The following is a 16,977-nucleotide window of genomic DNA, read 5'->3' on the forward strand; positions in this document are numbered from 1 at the left end:
CCTATTTCAAAAGGCGCCTATCTTGGAAAAAACAATCCAATCCCTAACGCGACTCCTAACACGACCTAGAGCGCGATATTTTCGCATTCAGTTGGACAGACCTAAAACAAGTTGCCCAAAACCGTGAAGATTGCGCTAATTTACACGATTTTCGCGGTCATCGCCACCGTCGCCAACATCCTCAGCCAGGATTTAAGTATCCGCATCTACTCCGGTGCCTATTCCGTTGTGTTCTCGGTATTGGTCGGCACCGCAGTGGGTCTGGTCGTCAAATATGGACTCGACAAGAAATACATTTTCAAATACCAGACCGCCGACCTACAGCACGACACGCGTACTTTCTACCTATATAGCCTGATGGGCATCGTCACGACGCTTATTTTCTGGGGCTTTGAGTTCGGTTTCGACGCGCTCTTCAACAGCAAGGAGATGCGTTATCTGGGCGGCATCATCGGTCTGGCCATCGGCTACTACATCAAATATCAGCTCGACAAACGATTCGTGTTTATCCATAGGAAATCATTATGAATACGCGTAAATCCATGTTATCCGGCTGGGGGCAATATCCACAACAACTCACTGAACGGCTAACGCCGCACTCAAAACGCGGCATCAGTGAACACTTAGCCCACTCTTCTTCGTTGGATGACTCGCCTTCCCTAATCGCCCGCGGACTGGGACGCAGTTACGGCGACAGCGCATTGGCCGAACAGGTGATGCAAACCGAACATCTGAACCACTATATGGCGTTTAATGCCGACAGCGGCGAACTGGAGTGCGCCGCCGGGGTCAGCTTCGCCGAACTGCTGGCGATCTTTGTGCCGCGCGGCTGGTTTCTGCCGGTCACCCCCGGCACCAAGTTCGTCACTGTCGGCGGCGCCATCGCCAGCGATGTCCATGGCAAAAACCACCATGTGCATGGTTGTTTCAGCCAGCATGTCACCCAATTGACCCTGGCTCTGGCAAACGGCGAGGTGGTGACCTGCTCGCCTGACGACAAAGCTCAACTGTTTCGCGCCACCTGCGGTGGCATGGGGTTGACCGGTGTGATCCTGCAAGCCCGTTTCAAACTGATTCCCATCGAAAGTGCCTACATTCAACAACGCAGCTACAAAAGCGCCAATTTGGCCGAGACTTTGGCTCTATTCGAAGAACACGATTCCGCAACCTATTCGGTGGCGTGGATTGACTGCTTGTCAACCGGTGATAAATTGGGGCGTTCATTGCTGATGTTGGGCGAGCACGCCACTGACGGCGAGCTGCAAGCCCACCGCGACAGTAAACTCAATGTACCGTTGAACATGCCCGGTCTGCTATTGAACCGTTACTCGATTCAGGCATTCAACACCCTCTACTACCATAAACACACCCAAACCCACGCCCAGAGCAGCCTGCATTACGAACCTTTTTTCTATCCGCTTGACGGCATCCGTAACTGGAATCGGCTCTACGGTAAAAACGGTTTCACCCAATATCAGTTCGTCCTGCCAAAATCAGCAGGCCTGGAGGGCATGACCCGCATACTGAAAGCCATTGCCGAATCCAAACGCGGCTCATTTCTGGCGGTACTGAAAGCCTTCGGTGAGGCCAACGACCATTACCTGAGTTTTCCGACCGAAGGGTACACCTTGGCTTTGGACTTTAAAATTGACGCCACCTTGTTCAGCTTCTTGGAGAAACTCGACCGCATCGTGCTCGATTATGGCGGTCGGCTTTATCTGACCAAAGATGCCCGCATGTCGGAAGCGACTTTCAAACAGAGCTACCCCCAGTGGCAGACATTCCAGGAAGTTCGTCACCAATATGGTGCGGATCGCGTTTTCAACTCACTGCAATCACAACGTTTAGGACTGTAAATTCATGAAAAATATCTTAGTCATCGGCGCGACCTCGGCCATTGCGGAACAGACCATTCGACTGTACGCCCAACAAGGATCCAATTTGCTGCTTTTGGGGCGTGATGAAGAAAAACTGCAACTCATTTGCAACGACGCCAACGTTCGCGGTGCCCATGAGGCCGATTTTCTACGTCTGGACGTCAACGACTTTGACAGCCATGCTTCGGTTCTGGAAAAAGCCTATACCAAACTCGGCCGCCTCGACCTGGTTTTGATTGCGCACGGTTCTCTGCCAAATCAGCAGGCCTGTCAGCAACAAGTTTCCACCACTTTGCGCGAACTCAACACCAATGCCGTAAGCACAATCTCACTGCTGACCTTGCTTGCCAATCAAATGGAACAGCAAGGCTGGGGAACCCTGGCGGTCATCACCAGTGTTGCTGGCGACCGTGGACGCCAAGCTAATTATGTGTATGGTGCCGCTAAGGGCATGCTCTCGATTTTCCTGCAAGGGCTGCGTAACCGCCTCTACCCGAAAGGCGTGCATGTGCTTGACATCAAACCTGGATTTGTCGATACGCCGATGACGGCTGACTTTCCCAAAGGGCCTCTGTGGGCCAACCCCCAAGCCATCGCCAACAGCATCGTCAAAGCCGTTGAACGCAAGCGCAATACACTCTACACGCCTTTTTTCTGGCGCTGGATTATGCTGATTATCCGCAACATTCCCGAATTCATTTTCAAAAAAATGAAGCTCTAACAGGAGTGCGGAGGATGCACCGACAGCCTCAGGCAAATACGGTACAATGATGTCCATAATTTGATAGACAATCCAGTTCAGCTGGGAACAAGTGAGACCGAATGATTAACCTTATACTCTGTGGCGGCTCCGGAACGCGTTTGTGGCCAATTAGCCGCACTCTGCTTCCCAAACAGTTTGTACCGCTGTTTTCCGGCGAATCCCTGTTCCAGAAAACCGTGGATCGCAACCAGAACTTTTGCGACGATTTTTTGATTGTTTCCAATCAGGAACAGTACTTTCTGGCCCTTGACCAGATGCTGACCTTGAATCTGAAGAGCACGCCACGTTTTGTACTCGAGCCAATGGGCCGCAATACTGCTCCGGCCATCGCCCTCTCCTGTCTGGCGCTCGATCCCGAAGAACTGGTCTTCGTCACCCCTTCGGACCACTTGATTAAAAACCAGGCCGCCTATGAAGAGGCGGTGACTCAGGCCGTCAAACTGGCCAAACAGGATCAATTGGTGACGTTCGGCATCCAACCCCACTATGCGGAAACCGGTTTTGGCTACATTGAGGCGGATGGAAACCAGGTACTTTCCTTTAAGGAAAAACCCGATCAAACCGTGGCCGAATCCTATCTGGCAAAAGGCAACTACTACTGGAACAGTGGCATGTTCTGCTTTAAGGCCGGTGTATTCTTGCAAGAGCTGAAACAGCATGCCCCGAAGATGTATGACGCTTGTCTACAAGCCTTTGAACAGACTGAGAAAGGTGAATTTCTGCGCATTCCAACAGACGCCATGCAGGCGATTCCGGAAGACAGCATCGACTATGCGGTCATGGAGAAAAGCCAACATGTCAAGGTGGTGCCCAGCGATATCGGCTGGAGCGATGTCGGTAGTTTTGAAGCCCTAAGCGCAGAGTTGCCCTGCGATGAAAACGGCAATACCCAGACTGAGAACAGCGTTTTGCTCAACGCCAAAAACAACCTGATCCTGGGACAGGACAGACTGATTTCGCTGGTCGATGTTGAAGACCTGATGGTGATCGACACCGATGACGCGCTATTGATCGCGCCCAAAGGTTCGGGTCAGAAAATCAAACAGGTGGTTGATTTGCTCAAACGACAAGGCAGCGAACTGCCGATGATTCACCAAACCGCTCATCGCCCCTGGGGCACCTACACGGTGCTGGAGTCGGAAGATAAATATAAAATCAAACGCATCGTGGTCAAGCCCGGTAAAAGATTGAGCTTGCAAAAGCACCTGCACCGCAGTGAGCACTGGGTCGTGGTTTCCGGCACCGCCACCGTCACCGTGGGCGACAAAACGCAACTGGTGCGCCCCAATGAATCGACCTACATCCCGATTGGCGAAAAACACCGTTTGGAAAACAACGGACAACTCGACCTGATTTTAATTGAAGCCCAAGTCGGCGAATACACCGGTGAAGACGACATCATCCGCTTCGAAGACAATTACGGACGTGCCTGAGAATGAATATGAAGGACAGGTTGCATAGCCATAAAATCGAGCCTCATCAAGCTTCAGTTCTGCTGGTTCTATTGATGACGCTAGTGCATATCGTCCTGGCTTTTCAGGTCGAGCTTGGCGGTGACGAAGCGCATTATGCACTCTACGGACTCATGCCGGATTGGAGTTATTTTGATCACCCGCCGCTAGTCGGCTGGCTGCAAATCCTTCCCATGTGGTTATTCCCGACCGACTGGGGTGCGCGTATCGTGCCCATCTCGCTTTATGTGTTGCTTAACATCCTGCTCTACAAAGTCACCGTGACCTTGTTCGCCTCCCCTGACCAGGCCTGCTCATTTTCAGAAACGGGCTCTGAAGTTTCGGCACACAATGGGGGTGCCTCACACTGGTTAGGTTTTTGGAGTTTGATTGCTTTAAATGGCACCTTGATGTTCCCATTGATGGGAATGGGGCAATTGCCCGACAATCCACTGATGGTGATTGTTCTGGGGCTGGTCTGGCTGGTCTGGCAGATGCTGCAAACCGAACAGGCCTCCCTTAAACAGTGGTTATTGTTGGGCTTGCTGGTTGGTTTGGCCGCCTTGTCAAAATACACCGCCGTAACGCTGGTGATCTCTTTGCTGTTGGTGATGATGGTGGAGAAACGTTGGGATTGGCTGAAACAGGCAGGACTTTGGTTGGCCGTGGTAGTTGCACTGCTAGTCATCACCCCCCTGCTTTACTGGAATGCGATGCATGAATGGGCCTCTTTTCTGTATCAGCTGCATCACGGCACCCACAATCCCGACTGGCGTATAGCGCGTTTCCTGCGCTCGCAAGCGGCTCAGTTCGTTGTCTACACACCGCTGCTTTTCTTGCTCGGCTGGTGGATGATGTTCAAAATCCGCAACTATCAAAATCAGGCAACGCGTTTACTGTTGCTGTTTGCCGTACCGGTGTTTGTTTTGTTCGCCTGGGGCTCGGGACGGGAAGAGAGTTTACCGCACTGGCCGGCTCTCGCCTGGCTGTTATTGATCCCGATCGTGGTTAATTGGCTTTGGCAAAGCCGTGCTAAATTAACGGTAAAAATCGCAGTGGCAACGCAACTGGCGTTGAGTTTGGTTTTGAGCCTGATCATGCACAGTTTTCTGTTTACGCCCTGGATTCCGTTCGAAGATCATAAAAACCCGATTCAAGGCGAATATGGCTGGAAACAGGCGGCGGAAACGGCATTGCAAATTCAAACCGAGCTCGGCAAAGATGAAGACCCGCTTCCGCTATTCGTTTCCAATTGGAGTTACGCCAGCCACTTAACCTGGTACGTACGACCGCAACCGGTCTACGTCACAACCGGAAAACAAACCCAGTTTGAGTTCTGGTTCGGCAAGGCTCAAGCGGGAATGGACGGGCTTTTGGTGGTGCCGCATTATGAAAAAATTCCGCCGCAGACCAATCAGACCAACCGATTCGAACGCTGCGAGCTGGTAAAAAAACTGCCAATCCGTACCAACGGCTCTATAATAGTGAGTTATTATTTTTATCACTGTACCAACTACTTGCGCTAACCCAAAACGGTAAAACAAGTGGTCGGCTCAGCGCAACCCTCATTCACCGAACCGGCAAGCAAACAATACTTAAAATATTATGATTTCAATTATCGTTCCAACCTATCAAGAAGTTGAAAACCTAAAACCCCTCAGCGAAATGATTCAATCCGCTCTGGAAGGCCGGGATTATGAAATCATCATTATGGACGATAATTCGCAGGACGGTTCGGTTGAACTTTGTCAGGAGCTGGCCGCAACCTACCCGATCCGCATCGTCACGCGCACCGAAGACCGAGGTTTGTCACCAGCCGTGATTGATGGTTTCGACCATGCGCAAGGCGACTATATCGTCGTAATGGATGCCGACCTGTCGCATCCGGCCAGCGCCATACCCAACATGGTCGACCAGCTGAAATCCGGTGAAAGCGATTTTGTTTTGGGCTCGCGTTATGTCGCCGGCGGTAGCATTGATGACAGCTGGACTTTATGGCGTTACATCAACTCGGCGGTCGCCACGCTTCCCGCTTTGCCCTTAACACGCGTTAAGGATCCGATGTCCGGTTTTTTTGCGGTACGCAAGGACGACATACCACAACGTAAGGATCTCTCCCCTATCGGGTATAAGATCGCTTTGGAAGTCATGGTCAAAGGGGAGTTCAAAAAAGTCAGTGAAGTACCGATCCATTTTGTCGATCGCGTGCACGGCGAATCCAAACTGACGTTGAGCGAACAGCTTAAATACCTGCGCCATCTACGTCGACTCTACCAACACAAGTTCAAAACCAAGGCCGAGTTTTTCCAGTTCGCCTTAGTCGGCAGCAGCGGTTTCATCGTCGATTTGGTGGTTTATCTGTTACTGCAAATGATGGGGCTTTCTCACACTCTTGCCCGAGCCATCTCATTTTGGCCGGCCGCTTCATGGAACTGGATGTTGAATCGTATCATGACGTTCAATCACCGTGAAAAAAGCCGCAAGAGCACCCAATGGGGTGCTTTTGTCACAAGTTCATTACTGGGCTTCTCGGTCAATTACGGAACCTACTATACTCTGACAACCTATGTGCCGTTTTTCCAAGAACACATGATTTTTGCTTTGGTCATCGGTGTATTGATGGGCATGGGTTTCAACTTCACCATTTCCAACCTGTTCATTTTCAAAAAGCTGCGGGACGAGATAAGTGACGAGTCCGCAAAACGTTAAACCGGCCTGATCAAGTCTCGCCGTCTTTGTCGCTTGTATTTGCAGGGCGGAATGCCAACTGCTGATTGACCATCTGAGTAAAGCTTTCTAATAAAGGCTTAAACGACAGTGCGTCGGCTTCAAGTTGAGCCAACACCTCATAAATCGCCTCAATGGTGGACAGGCTCTGTGAATTTTTCTGCTTGCGAATTCGATAACCTGAGGCTTGGCTGGGCTGCACGACAATTCTGGGCAAGCCTTGAAGCCGCGGATTCGTCATCATCATTTTGTGCGCTTTCCGCCAGGTACCATCAATCACCAACACCTTGACTGAATCCAGATGACTACGCAATCTAATAGATTCAATCGAGTGACTCTGAACTGGCACAAGCGATTCGCTTTCAGGGTAAAGCAGAAACACCTCCCCCTGATTCAGCCAAGCCTGAAAGGAGGCTTCAGCGGAAAAATCCTCGCCCACCCAAGTACGCACCTTGGACAGGCTCAATTGTGCGATGCGTGCTGTGCCCTTAATCTGATCGACCTCTGAGGGATGCTGTAAGATAGCAATTTCCACCCGATTGGTAACAGGACGAATCATTTTGCACAAACAGACTTTAAGCGGACGCGAGCAGGTGGAACAAATGGGTCTGGGCATAGAGGCTATAAAGTGAATTTAAAATTAAGGGTGAAACGGATGGGAACCATATGAAACACGTACTTTACCAGAAAGTCCCTGTCGATCACATTCGCGTTTTGAACCACTTTCTGAAACAACACAAGCAAAACACGGCAGGTCGTGGTGACCTAAACTACTGGGTCAAAGCTCACCATGAGATTATCGGCTGCGCACGTCTTATTTCAGTCGAACCTGACCAAACCGACACGCAAATTTTATGGTTACGAGGCGTTTATGTAAAGCCGGAAGCCCGTCATCAAGGCATCGCAAGCCAACTGTTGAAATTCATGCATCAAGATCTAAAACACAGCCTGGGCTCGGGCTATCAGACTCAAATAGAGTGTTATGCTTTCCCACACTCACACCTTGAAGGCTTCTACCAAGCATTGGGCTATTCACTGTGCGAACATTCGGCACTGCCCAAATCCCTCAAAATGTCTTATCAGCAGGCTCTAGACCATGGGAAACCTTGGTTAAGCATGAGCAGGAGCATAGTTGAATGAACGCTGAAACAAAGGCGATTCAAGAATCAGCAGGCCTGGTCACTTAAGGTCATTTCAACCCGAATTGGGTTCAGAAATCTCTTGCGTGGGCTCGCCGCCACCTTCCGCTTCATCCAGCAGGTGTTCCGGAATTTCTTTTTTGGTTTTTCCTGCCAGCTCTTTGAGCATCTCTGCCTGACGAACCAGGTTTCCGGAACCGGACATCATTTGCTTGCGCGCCGTATTGTAGCTGTTCTGGACCGTATCCAGCTGTTTACCGACTTTTTCAAAGGTTTCTACAAAGCCGACAAACTTGTCATGCACTTCAGCGGCACGTTTAATCAATTGCACGGTATTTTCACTTTGACGTTCGTAACGCCAGAGCTGTTCGATGGTTTTCAGTGTGGTAAACAAGGTGGTGGGCGTCACGACCGCCACACGTTTCTCAAAAGCACTTTCAAACACACTCGCATCCGCCTCGATGGCCATAAGATAGGCCCCCTCTACCGGTACGAACATCAACACGAAATCGGGGGCATTGAGACGATCCAGATGTTCATAACGCTTACTGGCAAGCGTATCGATATGACTTTTCAAACTATTCAAGTGCTGCTTTAGGGCAGATTTTCGAGCCGTTTCCGATTCACTGTTCAACGCCAGTTCATAGTGCACAAGCGAAACCTTGGAATCGATTACGATGTGTTTGTTATCAGGAAGGTTGATGACTACATCGGGACGCTGACGCTTGCCTTCATCGTTAACAAACGACTTTTCTCGATCGAACTCGATGCCTTCCCGCAAGCCGGAGCGCTCCAGCAAACGTTCCAATATTAATTCGCCCCAGTTTCCCTGAGTTTTACTGTCGCCTTTCAAGGCCTGCGTCAAATTCTGAGTTTCCTCACTCATTTTACTGTTGAGGCTCTGCAACTGTTTCAATTGCTCCGAAAGGCTCGCACGTCCTTCCAGGTCTTCTTTATGCGCGGTTTCCACCCGCTGCCTGAATGAATCCAGCGCCGCCTGCATGGGCTTCAAAACCGACTCAACACTCTGCTTATTATGTTCGCTTAACTGACTCTGCTTGCTTTCAAAAATCTGGTTGGCAAGCACTTTGAATTCATTGGCCAACTGCTGCTTGGCCTCTTCCAATAGTTGGATTTTCTGGTGGGCATTCTGCTTTTCATTTTCTAGTTGACTGGTCAATTCAGCGACAGCTTCTCTAAGCGCATTGTTTTTTTCATATAATTCCGATACCGCCATCTCTTTTTGCTGCAGTGTCGACCGCTGAGATTCGACCTGTTTTTCCAGTTGAATGACGGTGCCTTCCAATGGCCTTAGCAAGGTGATTTGCTCTTGAAGTTGAGCATGCTGTTGCTGCACTAACTCCAATGAGTTTGCTTTTCCTAATAAAGTGGCATGCTCGATATCAAGCTGGGTCAGCTGGCTGCGTAAGCTGCGGGAAGTTAATAATAGATAAGCACCAACCAACCAGCCGGCACCTATCAACAACAAGGCAGGGTAAGTAAGTTCAATCATGGATTAGGCGTATTCACCGTTTTGACATCTTTAAGGTCACGCTTTACCGAACGGTCATCGGCTTTCAGAATTTGCTGCTTAGGATTGGCCTTTGCCGCCTTTTGATCTAATTTGTAACTTTCTATAATGGTATTCTTTGCTGGCAAGTAGGTGCTACCAACCGGTATAAACACTTCTTTCTTATTCACCTGTAGATCCGCACCTTTGACATTACTCTTCTGGTAATCGATCGAAACATGCTTGGAAGGGCTTTTGTTGAATTGATCGTTAATACGAATCAGGCGGCTGCCATCCGGATTGACAATCACAGCGGACACGCTGAGTTTTTTTGGAAGTATAACCCGTTTCTTATAAGGAGGCTTGCTAACAACCTGTTTGGGTTTTTCCTCGACAGGCTCATCTTCAACGTGCTTGACTTGTTGGCTCTTCAAATAATTTAAACGATCCTGGTCGATTTGAGCACGCTGCTCAGGCGTCAGCATTAAACGATTCAACTCCTGTTCTGCATAGGCTAAGGACGCATTAGCCAGCAAAACAATCAATAAAAAAGCAGAAGAAAGTTTGTTTGGCGAAAACCCAGTTCGCATGTATCCATTTCCCATAACTCGTTCCTTCAAACCATCACAGTCTATAAGTTTTTAGCAGTTTTAGAATGTGAATGAAAGACAATCAAAGAGCACTCAGTCTCAACATTCCCTTTTTCAGGATCGAATTTAGCCTCGACCACTTCTGTTTTATTCTTCATTTGGTATTTGCACCTGTCTACCAGATAAAAAGGCGAAATACGTTCATTAATCGCATTCAAAAGCTTAGGCAAATCCCCATCATGCTGTAAAGACATATTGATATTCAATCGGCTAAAGTAAAAAATTCCTCTATCTACTTTAATGCCATTGAAGCGATTACTGTCCAACACCTGCTCAGGAGTGAACTGAAAGCCGAAATCGGGGATCACCAATGTTTTTTGCATTTGAATCAAAGAATCGGCCCAGAAAACACGATCCTGCTGTTTTACAATTCCCTTACGTACCAAATCCTTATATTTCGCACCGTATTGATTATACAGTTTAACCTGCAACTGCAAAAAGGTCACTTGGCTTCTCAATGAATTCAGCTCTGTCAGTTTCACTCTCTCCACCTTCTGAAGTTCGACTTGGCGTTCATTCAAAAAATGCCACATAGCTGCAAACAAACCAATTAGAACCACTAACAGGATAATCGGTTTTAGATAAAACCTTTTGAACAAGGTAGCCGATAAAGTGCTATTTAGATTCGACATCATTCACCCTCATTCTTATCTTGAACGGCAAAGCCGTTACGCTTTCATCTTCCAACTCAATCGACAAAGCCTGTTTCAAATCACGGTTCAACGGCTCCTGAACCAAGGCGACTTGAGAGATGTTCGGTACCTTTTCAAGGTCCGAAATCAATGCATCTACCCATTCGACAGGCTTCCTAAAATACTCCTCGAAAGGAAATACCCAGCCACCAATCTCAACTTCATACTGATGACTATCGAAACGTTCGACTTGCTTCCACTCCAAAGTAATCAACTGAATGTGCTGATGCTGACTGAATACGTCACTAATAGGCTTGACTTTAAAACCAACCGTTCGGTCGGTCTTCAAACTCAAAATGGCTTCAGAAAAATCAACCGATGCCTTAATTTCCTTAGCATCGATTTGTAAATCGACTTCATTCTGAAGTCGCTCTTTTTCAACAATATGGTTTTTTATTTGTTCATCCAACATTTCAATTTTTTGTTGATTCAAATAGAGATTAATCCCAAAAACCAATCCATATGTAATCAGGGATAAGAAAACCAAGGTATTAACACCAATAAGTGCCTTGTGTCCGGTGAGAACATTATTAATTTTCTTAACATAATCATTGAAATAAAACTTTCTAGGCGTATCGGACAGTAGATAGTCTGCCATCGCCTGCTCTGCAAAATAGGCTTGCGGATCGGCACCACAAAATGCTTTATCAAAGCTCAAAGCATGAAAAGTCATCGTTTCAAAAATAGCCTTTGCAAGTTCCTCTGGTGAAATGATTAAACCTTCATCCAGACAACGCTGCTCCAAGCCTGACAGACACCTTTCATCACTGTCCAAAAACACATAACCAATCAATTCGTGTTCTTTAGTCAGATTTTGATTGTAAACATAGTTTCTGGCTAATTTAGCCTCATGAATCAGAGCAGACTGAAAACCGCAAAAATCATCTTCTTCTTTATCGATCTCAATCAAACGACTGATACGCAACCGGCCGTCGTTAAAAAAGGTTTGCCGATAGGTATTCTGAGACTGCCTAGAAATTACAAAATAAGGACCATTTAACTCACTTTTTCCAAGATTGAAAACGGGCTTTAAATAACTCTTAAAGTACTCTGCCAATAAAAAAGGGGCTGAATAAATGCCAGTGACAATAATTTCGGCTTCTTCCAGCGCACTAATAAAACGCATCACATGCGTAGGGGCTGCAATGGAAGCCGATAGGATCAACTCCTCTGCTCGCCCTTCAGGATTGGTCTGGGTCAGTCCGGTCCACTGAGTATGCACAAAATCAGCACCTTCCGACTCAAGCCTTTCTATCAAGCGTTTTTCAACCGCTGACTTTTCCCACAAATAGAGTTTAGGAGATGCCTCTATTGCAATGTCTTCATCCACTAAATCCATAACCACAGAAACTTGAAGACGATTGGACAATGTGGCCAACCAATCTTCTATTGCCTGAGTCTCCTCCCAACCAAAAAACTGAGGATGCGGGAAAGACTGGCAATGATCTGAGTAGATGCCGATACCTTGATCATTTAGATAAAATACAGCTTTCACAATTATTGTACCTTCGATATGGTGTCATAAATGGGCCCTAGAACAGCAATCATAACCCAGCCCACGATAAAGCCCATCACTACCGTTAATATTGGTTCAATGGTCGGTTCGATTTTTTCGATCATCTCTTTGGCTTCTCGGTCATAAAAATAGCTTACATTTCTGAGCGCCTCGTCCATTTGACCGCTGTTTTCACCCACCTTAATCATGCGAATTGCCATAGAAGGGAAAACTTTTGCCTCCTCGAATGCTTCATTGATCGACATCCCTTCCTGAATCAAGTTCACCGCGAAATCAATATTACGCTCCAAGTAAGTATTGCCTGCCACTGTAGAAGTCATCTTCAAACTTTCGGTAAAACTGACTCCCGCACCATACATAACAGCCAATGCATTGGCGATTCGGGCCAATTTCAATTTATAGATGACCGGTCCGATAATGCTCACTTTCAGCAGTTTTTCATCTGACTTAATCCTGAAGTTTTCCGACTTACTTCGCCACCACTTAATAGCAAAGAAAATAGCGATCGGCACCACAAACAGCTCTAGTAGGTATTCGCTTATAAAGTCGGAGGTGGCAATCAGAGCAATGGTGGCAAAACCTAACTCCCCACCCATTGACTTGATGAACCCTAAAAGCTCAGGGACAACAAAGACCATCATTAGAATAACTACTGCAATTACGACAGTCGCCACAATGGCCGGATAAATCATGACCTTTTTAGCTTTTGAAATCAGTTCATCTTCCCACTTAAGCATGCCAGCCAAATCTGCCAGAATTTTATCCAATTTACCCGTACTCTCACCCACGGAAACCAATGAGATGTAAACATTACCAAAGACTTTTTCATGCTCTCTCAGGGCATCTGAAAAGGTTGAACCGCCCTGCATCGCATCATGGATGCCCGCAAGCATCTCTTTGACGGCATCGCCCTCATAGGAATCCCTTAAATCTTCAATAATCTCCATTAATGGCACACCCGCCTTAAGCAGCTGTTCGAATTGAAAGGTAATGGAAATGATATCCTTTCGACTCACCTTGGTTTTGGTAAAGCTTAAAAAATTATTAGACTGCTTTTTGCTGCTGATTAAATTAATATTTTTCTTGAGCAGTCGTTGATTCAAGTCCTTTGCATTGGCGGCCGGCATGACGCCGTTTACGCGTTTGCCAAAGCGGTTGATTCCAGTATAACGGTAATTCTCCATCTCAACCCCCTAAAGCAACTCTGTTAAATTCACCACACGACTCACTTCTTCTATTGAAGTTTCACCTTGTCGAACCCAGCGCAGGGCACTTTGCGCCATCGTCGAAAAACCATGTTTCAAAGCGGTATCCAAAATAACATGCTGCGATTCCCCTGCTAATAACATCTCATCCATTTCAGAATTAAAACGCAAAGTTTCCAAAACGGCTAACCTTCCTTGATATCCAATGTTATTGCATGATGGACACCCTTCAGCTTTGTATAATGTCACGGATTCATCGTTAGGGATATTCATTATCTGCCTTTCAAAGGCTTCCGCCTCATAAGGCTTTTTGCACTTCTTACACAATTTCCTTGCCAAACGCTGAGCAATAATTCCAATGATATTCCCAGACAAGATGGATGGTGACACTCCAATATCAATCAAACGAGGAATCGCACCTATCGCCGAATTGGTATGCAAGGTGGCAAAAACCTGATGCCCGGTCATTGCCGCTCTCAATGCCATTTCAGCAGTATCAGAATCACGAATCTCACCGACCAGAATGATATCCGGATCTTGGCGCAATAGTGCCCTGATACCCGCCGCAAAACCCATTCCAATTTCTTCGTTTACAGGTGTCTGGCGAATTCTCGACATCGGATACTCGACCGGGTCTTCAAGAGTCATGATGTTGACGCCTTCTTGGTTCAACTCATTCAAAATAGAATACAGTGTCGTTGTCTTACCAGAACCGGTAGGCCCGGTAACCAGCATAATCCCCGTAGGACGTGCCAACATCAAACGCAACTCTTCATAAGAGTCTTTATCCAACCCCAGTTTATCCAAAGGCACAATACCTTTTTCTCTATCCAAGATACGCAACACGAAATTTTCACCATGTGTTGTAGGCAAGGATGAGACACGAAAATCAATTCGCCTACCATGGACGATTAAATCCATACGGCCATCTTGGGGAAGCCTTTGTTCCGTCAGATCAAGTCGCGACATTACTTTTAGTCTGACAACCAATCCAGACCAGAATGATTTATGAAGCAATCTAACTTGTTGAAGTACGCCATCAATTCGGTAGCGTATGCGTATATAATTTTCTTCTGGCTCAAAGTGGACATCTGAAGCATTCTTTTTAACCGCATCAGTCAATATGCTATCGACAAGGCGGACCATCGGCTGAGAATACTCGCGAGCCTCAGAAATCCGGTTGATATCAATCTGACCGGTTTCAAGCTCCCTCAAAATACCGTCTATCGACAACTCATACCCATAATAGTTATCGATTGTGTTCAGAATTTCTTTTTCAACCCCTAGGGTCGGCAAAATTTGAACATCTGGCTTTTGTATGTGTCTTTTAAGCTTATCCAACAACAAAATGTCATCGGGTGAAGCCATCGCAACTTTTAATACGTTTTCACGCAGGCTGACCGGCATAATGAGATAATTGCGGGCAAACGACTCTGAAATAAAGCCGATTGCCTTTGCATCGGGGACAATTCCAGAAAGACTCATTGAATCGAAGCCTACCGACTCTCCAATGGCCTCACTCACCGCCTCCTCTGTCAAGAATCCCAAACGGAACAAAACTTCACCGAGTTTCTTGCCCGTTTTTCTTTGCTCGGTAAGGGCAATCTCTAATTGATCGGATGTAATCTTGCCATCTTCAATTAAACGTTGCCCCAAGAGTCCTGGGTGCTTCATAAATCCTCTTGTTCGATAAACTGCTTGATTGTCGCCAATCTTTGTTTGACTTGATCTGGTTTAAAATTCACCGAACCAGAATCTGCGTAGACCAAAGCAAGGGTGTAGTACTTTTCTGCTAATTGATATTTACCAAGATGATCTAAACTAACTGCCAGATTGACTAAATTATCAGAGTTTCCTTCATCAAGCACATAGGACTCAAAATAATAAGATTGAGCCTTTTCCCAGTCCCTTTCCTGTGCATACAGATTGCCGAGTGCATAATTTAAAACGGATGAATCCGGATGTTTATCAAGTACGCGTTGAATTTCTTTGCGCCATTCCGATCCGGATAAGCTATTCCCCATTAAAGAAATGACAGCCTCAAACGCCTGAAGATTTTCTGGCTCGACTTTAAGTACTTGATAATATTGCTCGATCGCTTTGGATTCTTGGTCCATTTGTGCATAAACTGCGCCTAGACCCGTTAAAGCTTTCACATTATCACTATCTTCTCGCAACACTTTATTGAATAATTGAGCCGACTTATTATATTCACCCGCATATAAAGACTGATAAGCAAGCTGTATCTCGGACTCAAATGGGACAGTCTCAACATTCAATGATAAAGTCTGAGGGGCTGTTTTAGGCTGCGCGAAAACCTTTTGACTATAAACCCTAGTCGGGGCTGTGTTTTTTGTAATTGAGTCTGCTGAAGCAGAGTTTTTTACATTTTGACTTGTCTCCTGCGTGGAGGATTCAGACTGCAGGCCATCATTCGAAACCAAATGAGATTCTTCAATCGTAGCCTGAGAGCCATCTATTACATCTTTTTCTTGCAGCTTGTCAGCGTTAGCAATCGCCTTTTTGTCGGTTTCCTGAACCTGAACATTCACCACAGGGGATTCAGCGATCTCATACTTCTGCATACTTTTTTCAAGTTTAAAACTCTGCTCTTGAAAGTACAAAACACTAAAGAAGGTTATAAAACTCAATAACAAAAAAACAGACAGCGTATAAATAACAAAGTTAGAAGACCGACCAAATATTAGACTTCGGACACTTTTTTTGGGAGACACTTTAAAACGTTTTTCTGAGGTTAATATCGAGTTACTTTGCTGCTGGAGATTGGTGGGTGGTTTAGGTGTATCAGCACTTTCAACTCTACCATCAGGCCCTGCTTGGTATCCTGGCAATTCATCCATTGTCCAAGAATAACTGTCTGAATCTGAAGACGATTTTTGAACATCGGCAATACTTTCAAACTGTTCACCAGGTACTTGTTGAGACTTGTTTACTCCCTTTCTACTAGAAGCTAGCTCAGCATTTATGGGTGGGGGCATATCCTCCATGGCAGAATCGGGCTGGACATCGACAACGGTATCAGAAGAAGAACTCGTCTTCTCAACAAATTGCCCCTTTGCAGACGAGATTTCTTTTTCATCAGTTAAAATAGCCTCATCAACAGGGGCTTCTGTAAGCTCAGGAGATTGTTGAGTCAGTTCAAGTTCATCAACGCCCGCTAAGGAAGGTTCAACCGGCTTCTCTTCTTCATTTAAAAGCTGTAAACCGGCATAAGAAGGTGTTTCTGAGGATTCATCTGTAAATTCTGTCGTAAAATCTGCAGATTGATCTTGAACTTCTGGCAGATCAGAGTCACCATCATTCAAAGCGGATGCCGATGAAACTGAAGACTCATCAACGACCTCCTCATGACTTTTATCGGTCACATCACCATGCTGTTTGTTTTCAGCGGCTTTCTTCAATGCTTCAAGTAGAACACTCACGATT

The 16,977-nt window shown here is 46.5% G+C and carries 15 protein-coding genes; 7 read left to right on the forward strand and 8 right to left on the reverse strand.

The window, feature by feature from the left end; translation table 11 throughout:
* The first annotated feature begins 123 nt into the window (after nt 1-123).
* From B076_RS0109485 to B076_RS0109510, 6 genes are all read left to right on the forward strand, one after another.
* On the forward strand, nt 124-528 hold the full coding sequence (locus B076_RS0109485) for a GtrA family protein (protein ID WP_028487100.1): 405 nt from the start codon (nt 124-126) through the stop codon (nt 526-528).
* Nucleotides 525-1,856: an FAD-binding oxidoreductase gene (locus tag B076_RS0109490; RefSeq protein WP_028487101.1), complete on the forward strand. Its 1,332-nt coding sequence runs from the start codon at nt 525-527 to the stop codon at nt 1,854-1,856. Before B076_RS0109485 ends, B076_RS0109490 begins: the two co-directional genes overlap by 4 nt.
* Nucleotides 1,857-1,860: 4 nt before the next feature.
* Complete coding sequence (locus B076_RS0109495) at nt 1,861-2,598, forward strand: SDR family oxidoreductase (protein ID WP_028487102.1); 738 nt, start codon at nt 1,861-1,863, stop codon at nt 2,596-2,598.
* A 101-nt stretch (nt 2,599-2,699) separates the two neighbouring features.
* Nucleotides 2,700-4,073: a mannose-1-phosphate guanylyltransferase/mannose-6-phosphate isomerase gene (locus B076_RS0109500; RefSeq protein ID WP_028487103.1), complete on the forward strand. Its 1,374-nt coding sequence runs from the start codon at nt 2,700-2,702 to the stop codon at nt 4,071-4,073.
* Between the two features lie 2 nt (nt 4,074-4,075).
* On the forward strand, nt 4,076-5,617 hold the full coding sequence (locus B076_RS0109505) for an ArnT family glycosyltransferase (protein ID WP_038150528.1): 1,542 nt from the start codon (nt 4,076-4,078) through the stop codon (nt 5,615-5,617).
* 79 nt (nt 5,618-5,696) lie between these two features.
* The gene (locus B076_RS0109510; protein ID WP_028487105.1) at nt 5,697-6,800 is read left to right on the forward strand and encodes a glycosyltransferase; all 1,104 of its coding nucleotides are present in this window, start codon (nt 5,697-5,699) and stop codon (nt 6,798-6,800) included.
* A gap of 10 nt (nt 6,801-6,810) precedes the next feature.
* On the opposite strand, the gene B076_RS0109515 is transcribed toward B076_RS0109510, so the two are convergent.
* Nucleotides 6,811-7,434 (reverse strand): tRNA-uridine aminocarboxypropyltransferase, encoded by a 624-nt coding sequence (locus tag B076_RS0109515; protein WP_028487106.1) that lies wholly within the window; start codon nt 7,432-7,434, stop codon nt 6,811-6,813.
* Nucleotides 7,435-7,484: 50 nt separating this feature from the next.
* Between B076_RS0109515 and B076_RS0109520 the strand changes: the two genes are divergently transcribed.
* Nucleotides 7,485-7,958, forward strand: coding sequence for a GNAT family N-acetyltransferase (locus B076_RS0109520; protein ID WP_028487107.1), 474 nt, complete (start codon nt 7,485-7,487; stop codon nt 7,956-7,958).
* Nucleotides 7,959-8,012: 54 nt separating this feature from the next.
* Here B076_RS0109520 and rmuC read toward each other — a convergent pair whose 3' ends face one another.
* The 7 genes from rmuC to B076_RS0109555 form a co-directional block, all read right to left on the reverse strand.
* Nucleotides 8,013-9,470 (reverse strand): DNA recombination protein RmuC, encoded by a 1,458-nt coding sequence (rmuC, locus tag B076_RS0109525; RefSeq protein ID WP_028487108.1) that lies wholly within the window; start codon nt 9,468-9,470, stop codon nt 8,013-8,015.
* Nucleotides 9,467-10,072: a hypothetical protein gene (locus B076_RS0109530; RefSeq protein ID WP_028487109.1), complete on the reverse strand. Its 606-nt coding sequence runs from the start codon at nt 10,070-10,072 to the stop codon at nt 9,467-9,469. The genes rmuC and B076_RS0109530 overlap by 4 nt, the downstream gene beginning before the upstream one ends.
* 26 nt (nt 10,073-10,098) lie before the next feature.
* Nucleotides 10,099-10,599 (reverse strand): hypothetical protein, encoded by a 501-nt coding sequence (locus B076_RS0109535; protein ID WP_157753551.1) that lies wholly within the window; start codon nt 10,597-10,599, stop codon nt 10,099-10,101.
* Nucleotides 10,600-10,732: 133 nt separating this feature from the next.
* Nucleotides 10,733-12,304, reverse strand: coding sequence for a hypothetical protein (locus tag B076_RS0109540; protein ID WP_028487111.1), 1,572 nt, complete (start codon nt 12,302-12,304; stop codon nt 10,733-10,735).
* 2 nt (nt 12,305-12,306) lie between these two features.
* Nucleotides 12,307-13,509 (reverse strand): type II secretion system F family protein, encoded by a 1,203-nt coding sequence (locus B076_RS0109545; protein WP_028487112.1) that lies wholly within the window; start codon nt 13,507-13,509, stop codon nt 12,307-12,309.
* A 9-nt stretch (nt 13,510-13,518) separates the two neighbouring features.
* Nucleotides 13,519-15,204: a GspE/PulE family protein gene (locus tag B076_RS0109550; RefSeq protein ID WP_028487113.1), complete on the reverse strand. Its 1,686-nt coding sequence runs from the start codon at nt 15,202-15,204 to the stop codon at nt 13,519-13,521.
* The gene (locus B076_RS0109555; protein ID WP_028487114.1) at nt 15,201-16,973 is read right to left on the reverse strand and encodes a tetratricopeptide repeat protein; all 1,773 of its coding nucleotides are present in this window, start codon (nt 16,971-16,973) and stop codon (nt 15,201-15,203) included. The genes B076_RS0109550 and B076_RS0109555 overlap by 4 nt, the downstream gene beginning before the upstream one ends.
* Between the last annotated feature and the right edge of the window lie 4 nt (nt 16,974-16,977).

Source organism: Thiomicrorhabdus chilensis DSM 12352 (genome assembly GCF_000483485.1).
Classification (GTDB): Bacteria; Pseudomonadota; Gammaproteobacteria; order Thiomicrospirales; family Thiomicrospiraceae; genus Thiomicrorhabdus; species Thiomicrorhabdus chilensis.

Bases quoted from the DNA above. Each gene is read 5' to 3' on its own strand.
- B076_RS0109490 (WP_028487101.1), top strand. From the start codon at position 525: ATGAATACGCGTAAATCCATGTTATCCGGCTGGGGGCAATATCCACAA.
- B076_RS0109495 (WP_028487102.1), top strand. From the start codon at position 1,861: ATGAAAAATATCTTAGTCATCGGCGCGACCTCGGCCATTGCGGAACAG.
- B076_RS0109500 (WP_028487103.1), top strand. From the start codon at position 2,700: ATGATTAACCTTATACTCTGTGGCGGCTCCGGAACGCGTTTGTGGCCA.
- B076_RS0109505 (WP_038150528.1), top strand. From the start codon at position 4,076: ATGAATATGAAGGACAGGTTGCATAGCCATAAAATCGAGCCTCATCAA.
- B076_RS0109510 (WP_028487105.1), top strand. From the start codon at position 5,697: ATGATTTCAATTATCGTTCCAACCTATCAAGAAGTTGAAAACCTAAAA.
- B076_RS0109515 (WP_028487106.1), bottom strand. From the start codon at position 7,434: ATGCCCAGACCCATTTGTTCCACCTGCTCGCGTCCGCTTAAAGTCTGT.
- B076_RS0109520 (WP_028487107.1), top strand. From the start codon at position 7,485: ATGAAACACGTACTTTACCAGAAAGTCCCTGTCGATCACATTCGCGTT.
- rmuC (WP_028487108.1), bottom strand. From the start codon at position 9,470: ATGATTGAACTTACTTACCCTGCCTTGTTGTTGATAGGTGCCGGCTGG.
- B076_RS0109530 (WP_028487109.1), bottom strand. From the start codon at position 10,072: ATGGGAAATGGATACATGCGAACTGGGTTTTCGCCAAACAAACTTTCT.
- B076_RS0109545 (WP_028487112.1), bottom strand. From the start codon at position 13,509: ATGGAGAATTACCGTTATACTGGAATCAACCGCTTTGGCAAACGCGTA.
- B076_RS0109550 (WP_028487113.1), bottom strand. From the start codon at position 15,204: ATGAAGCACCCAGGACTCTTGGGGCAACGTTTAATTGAAGATGGCAAG.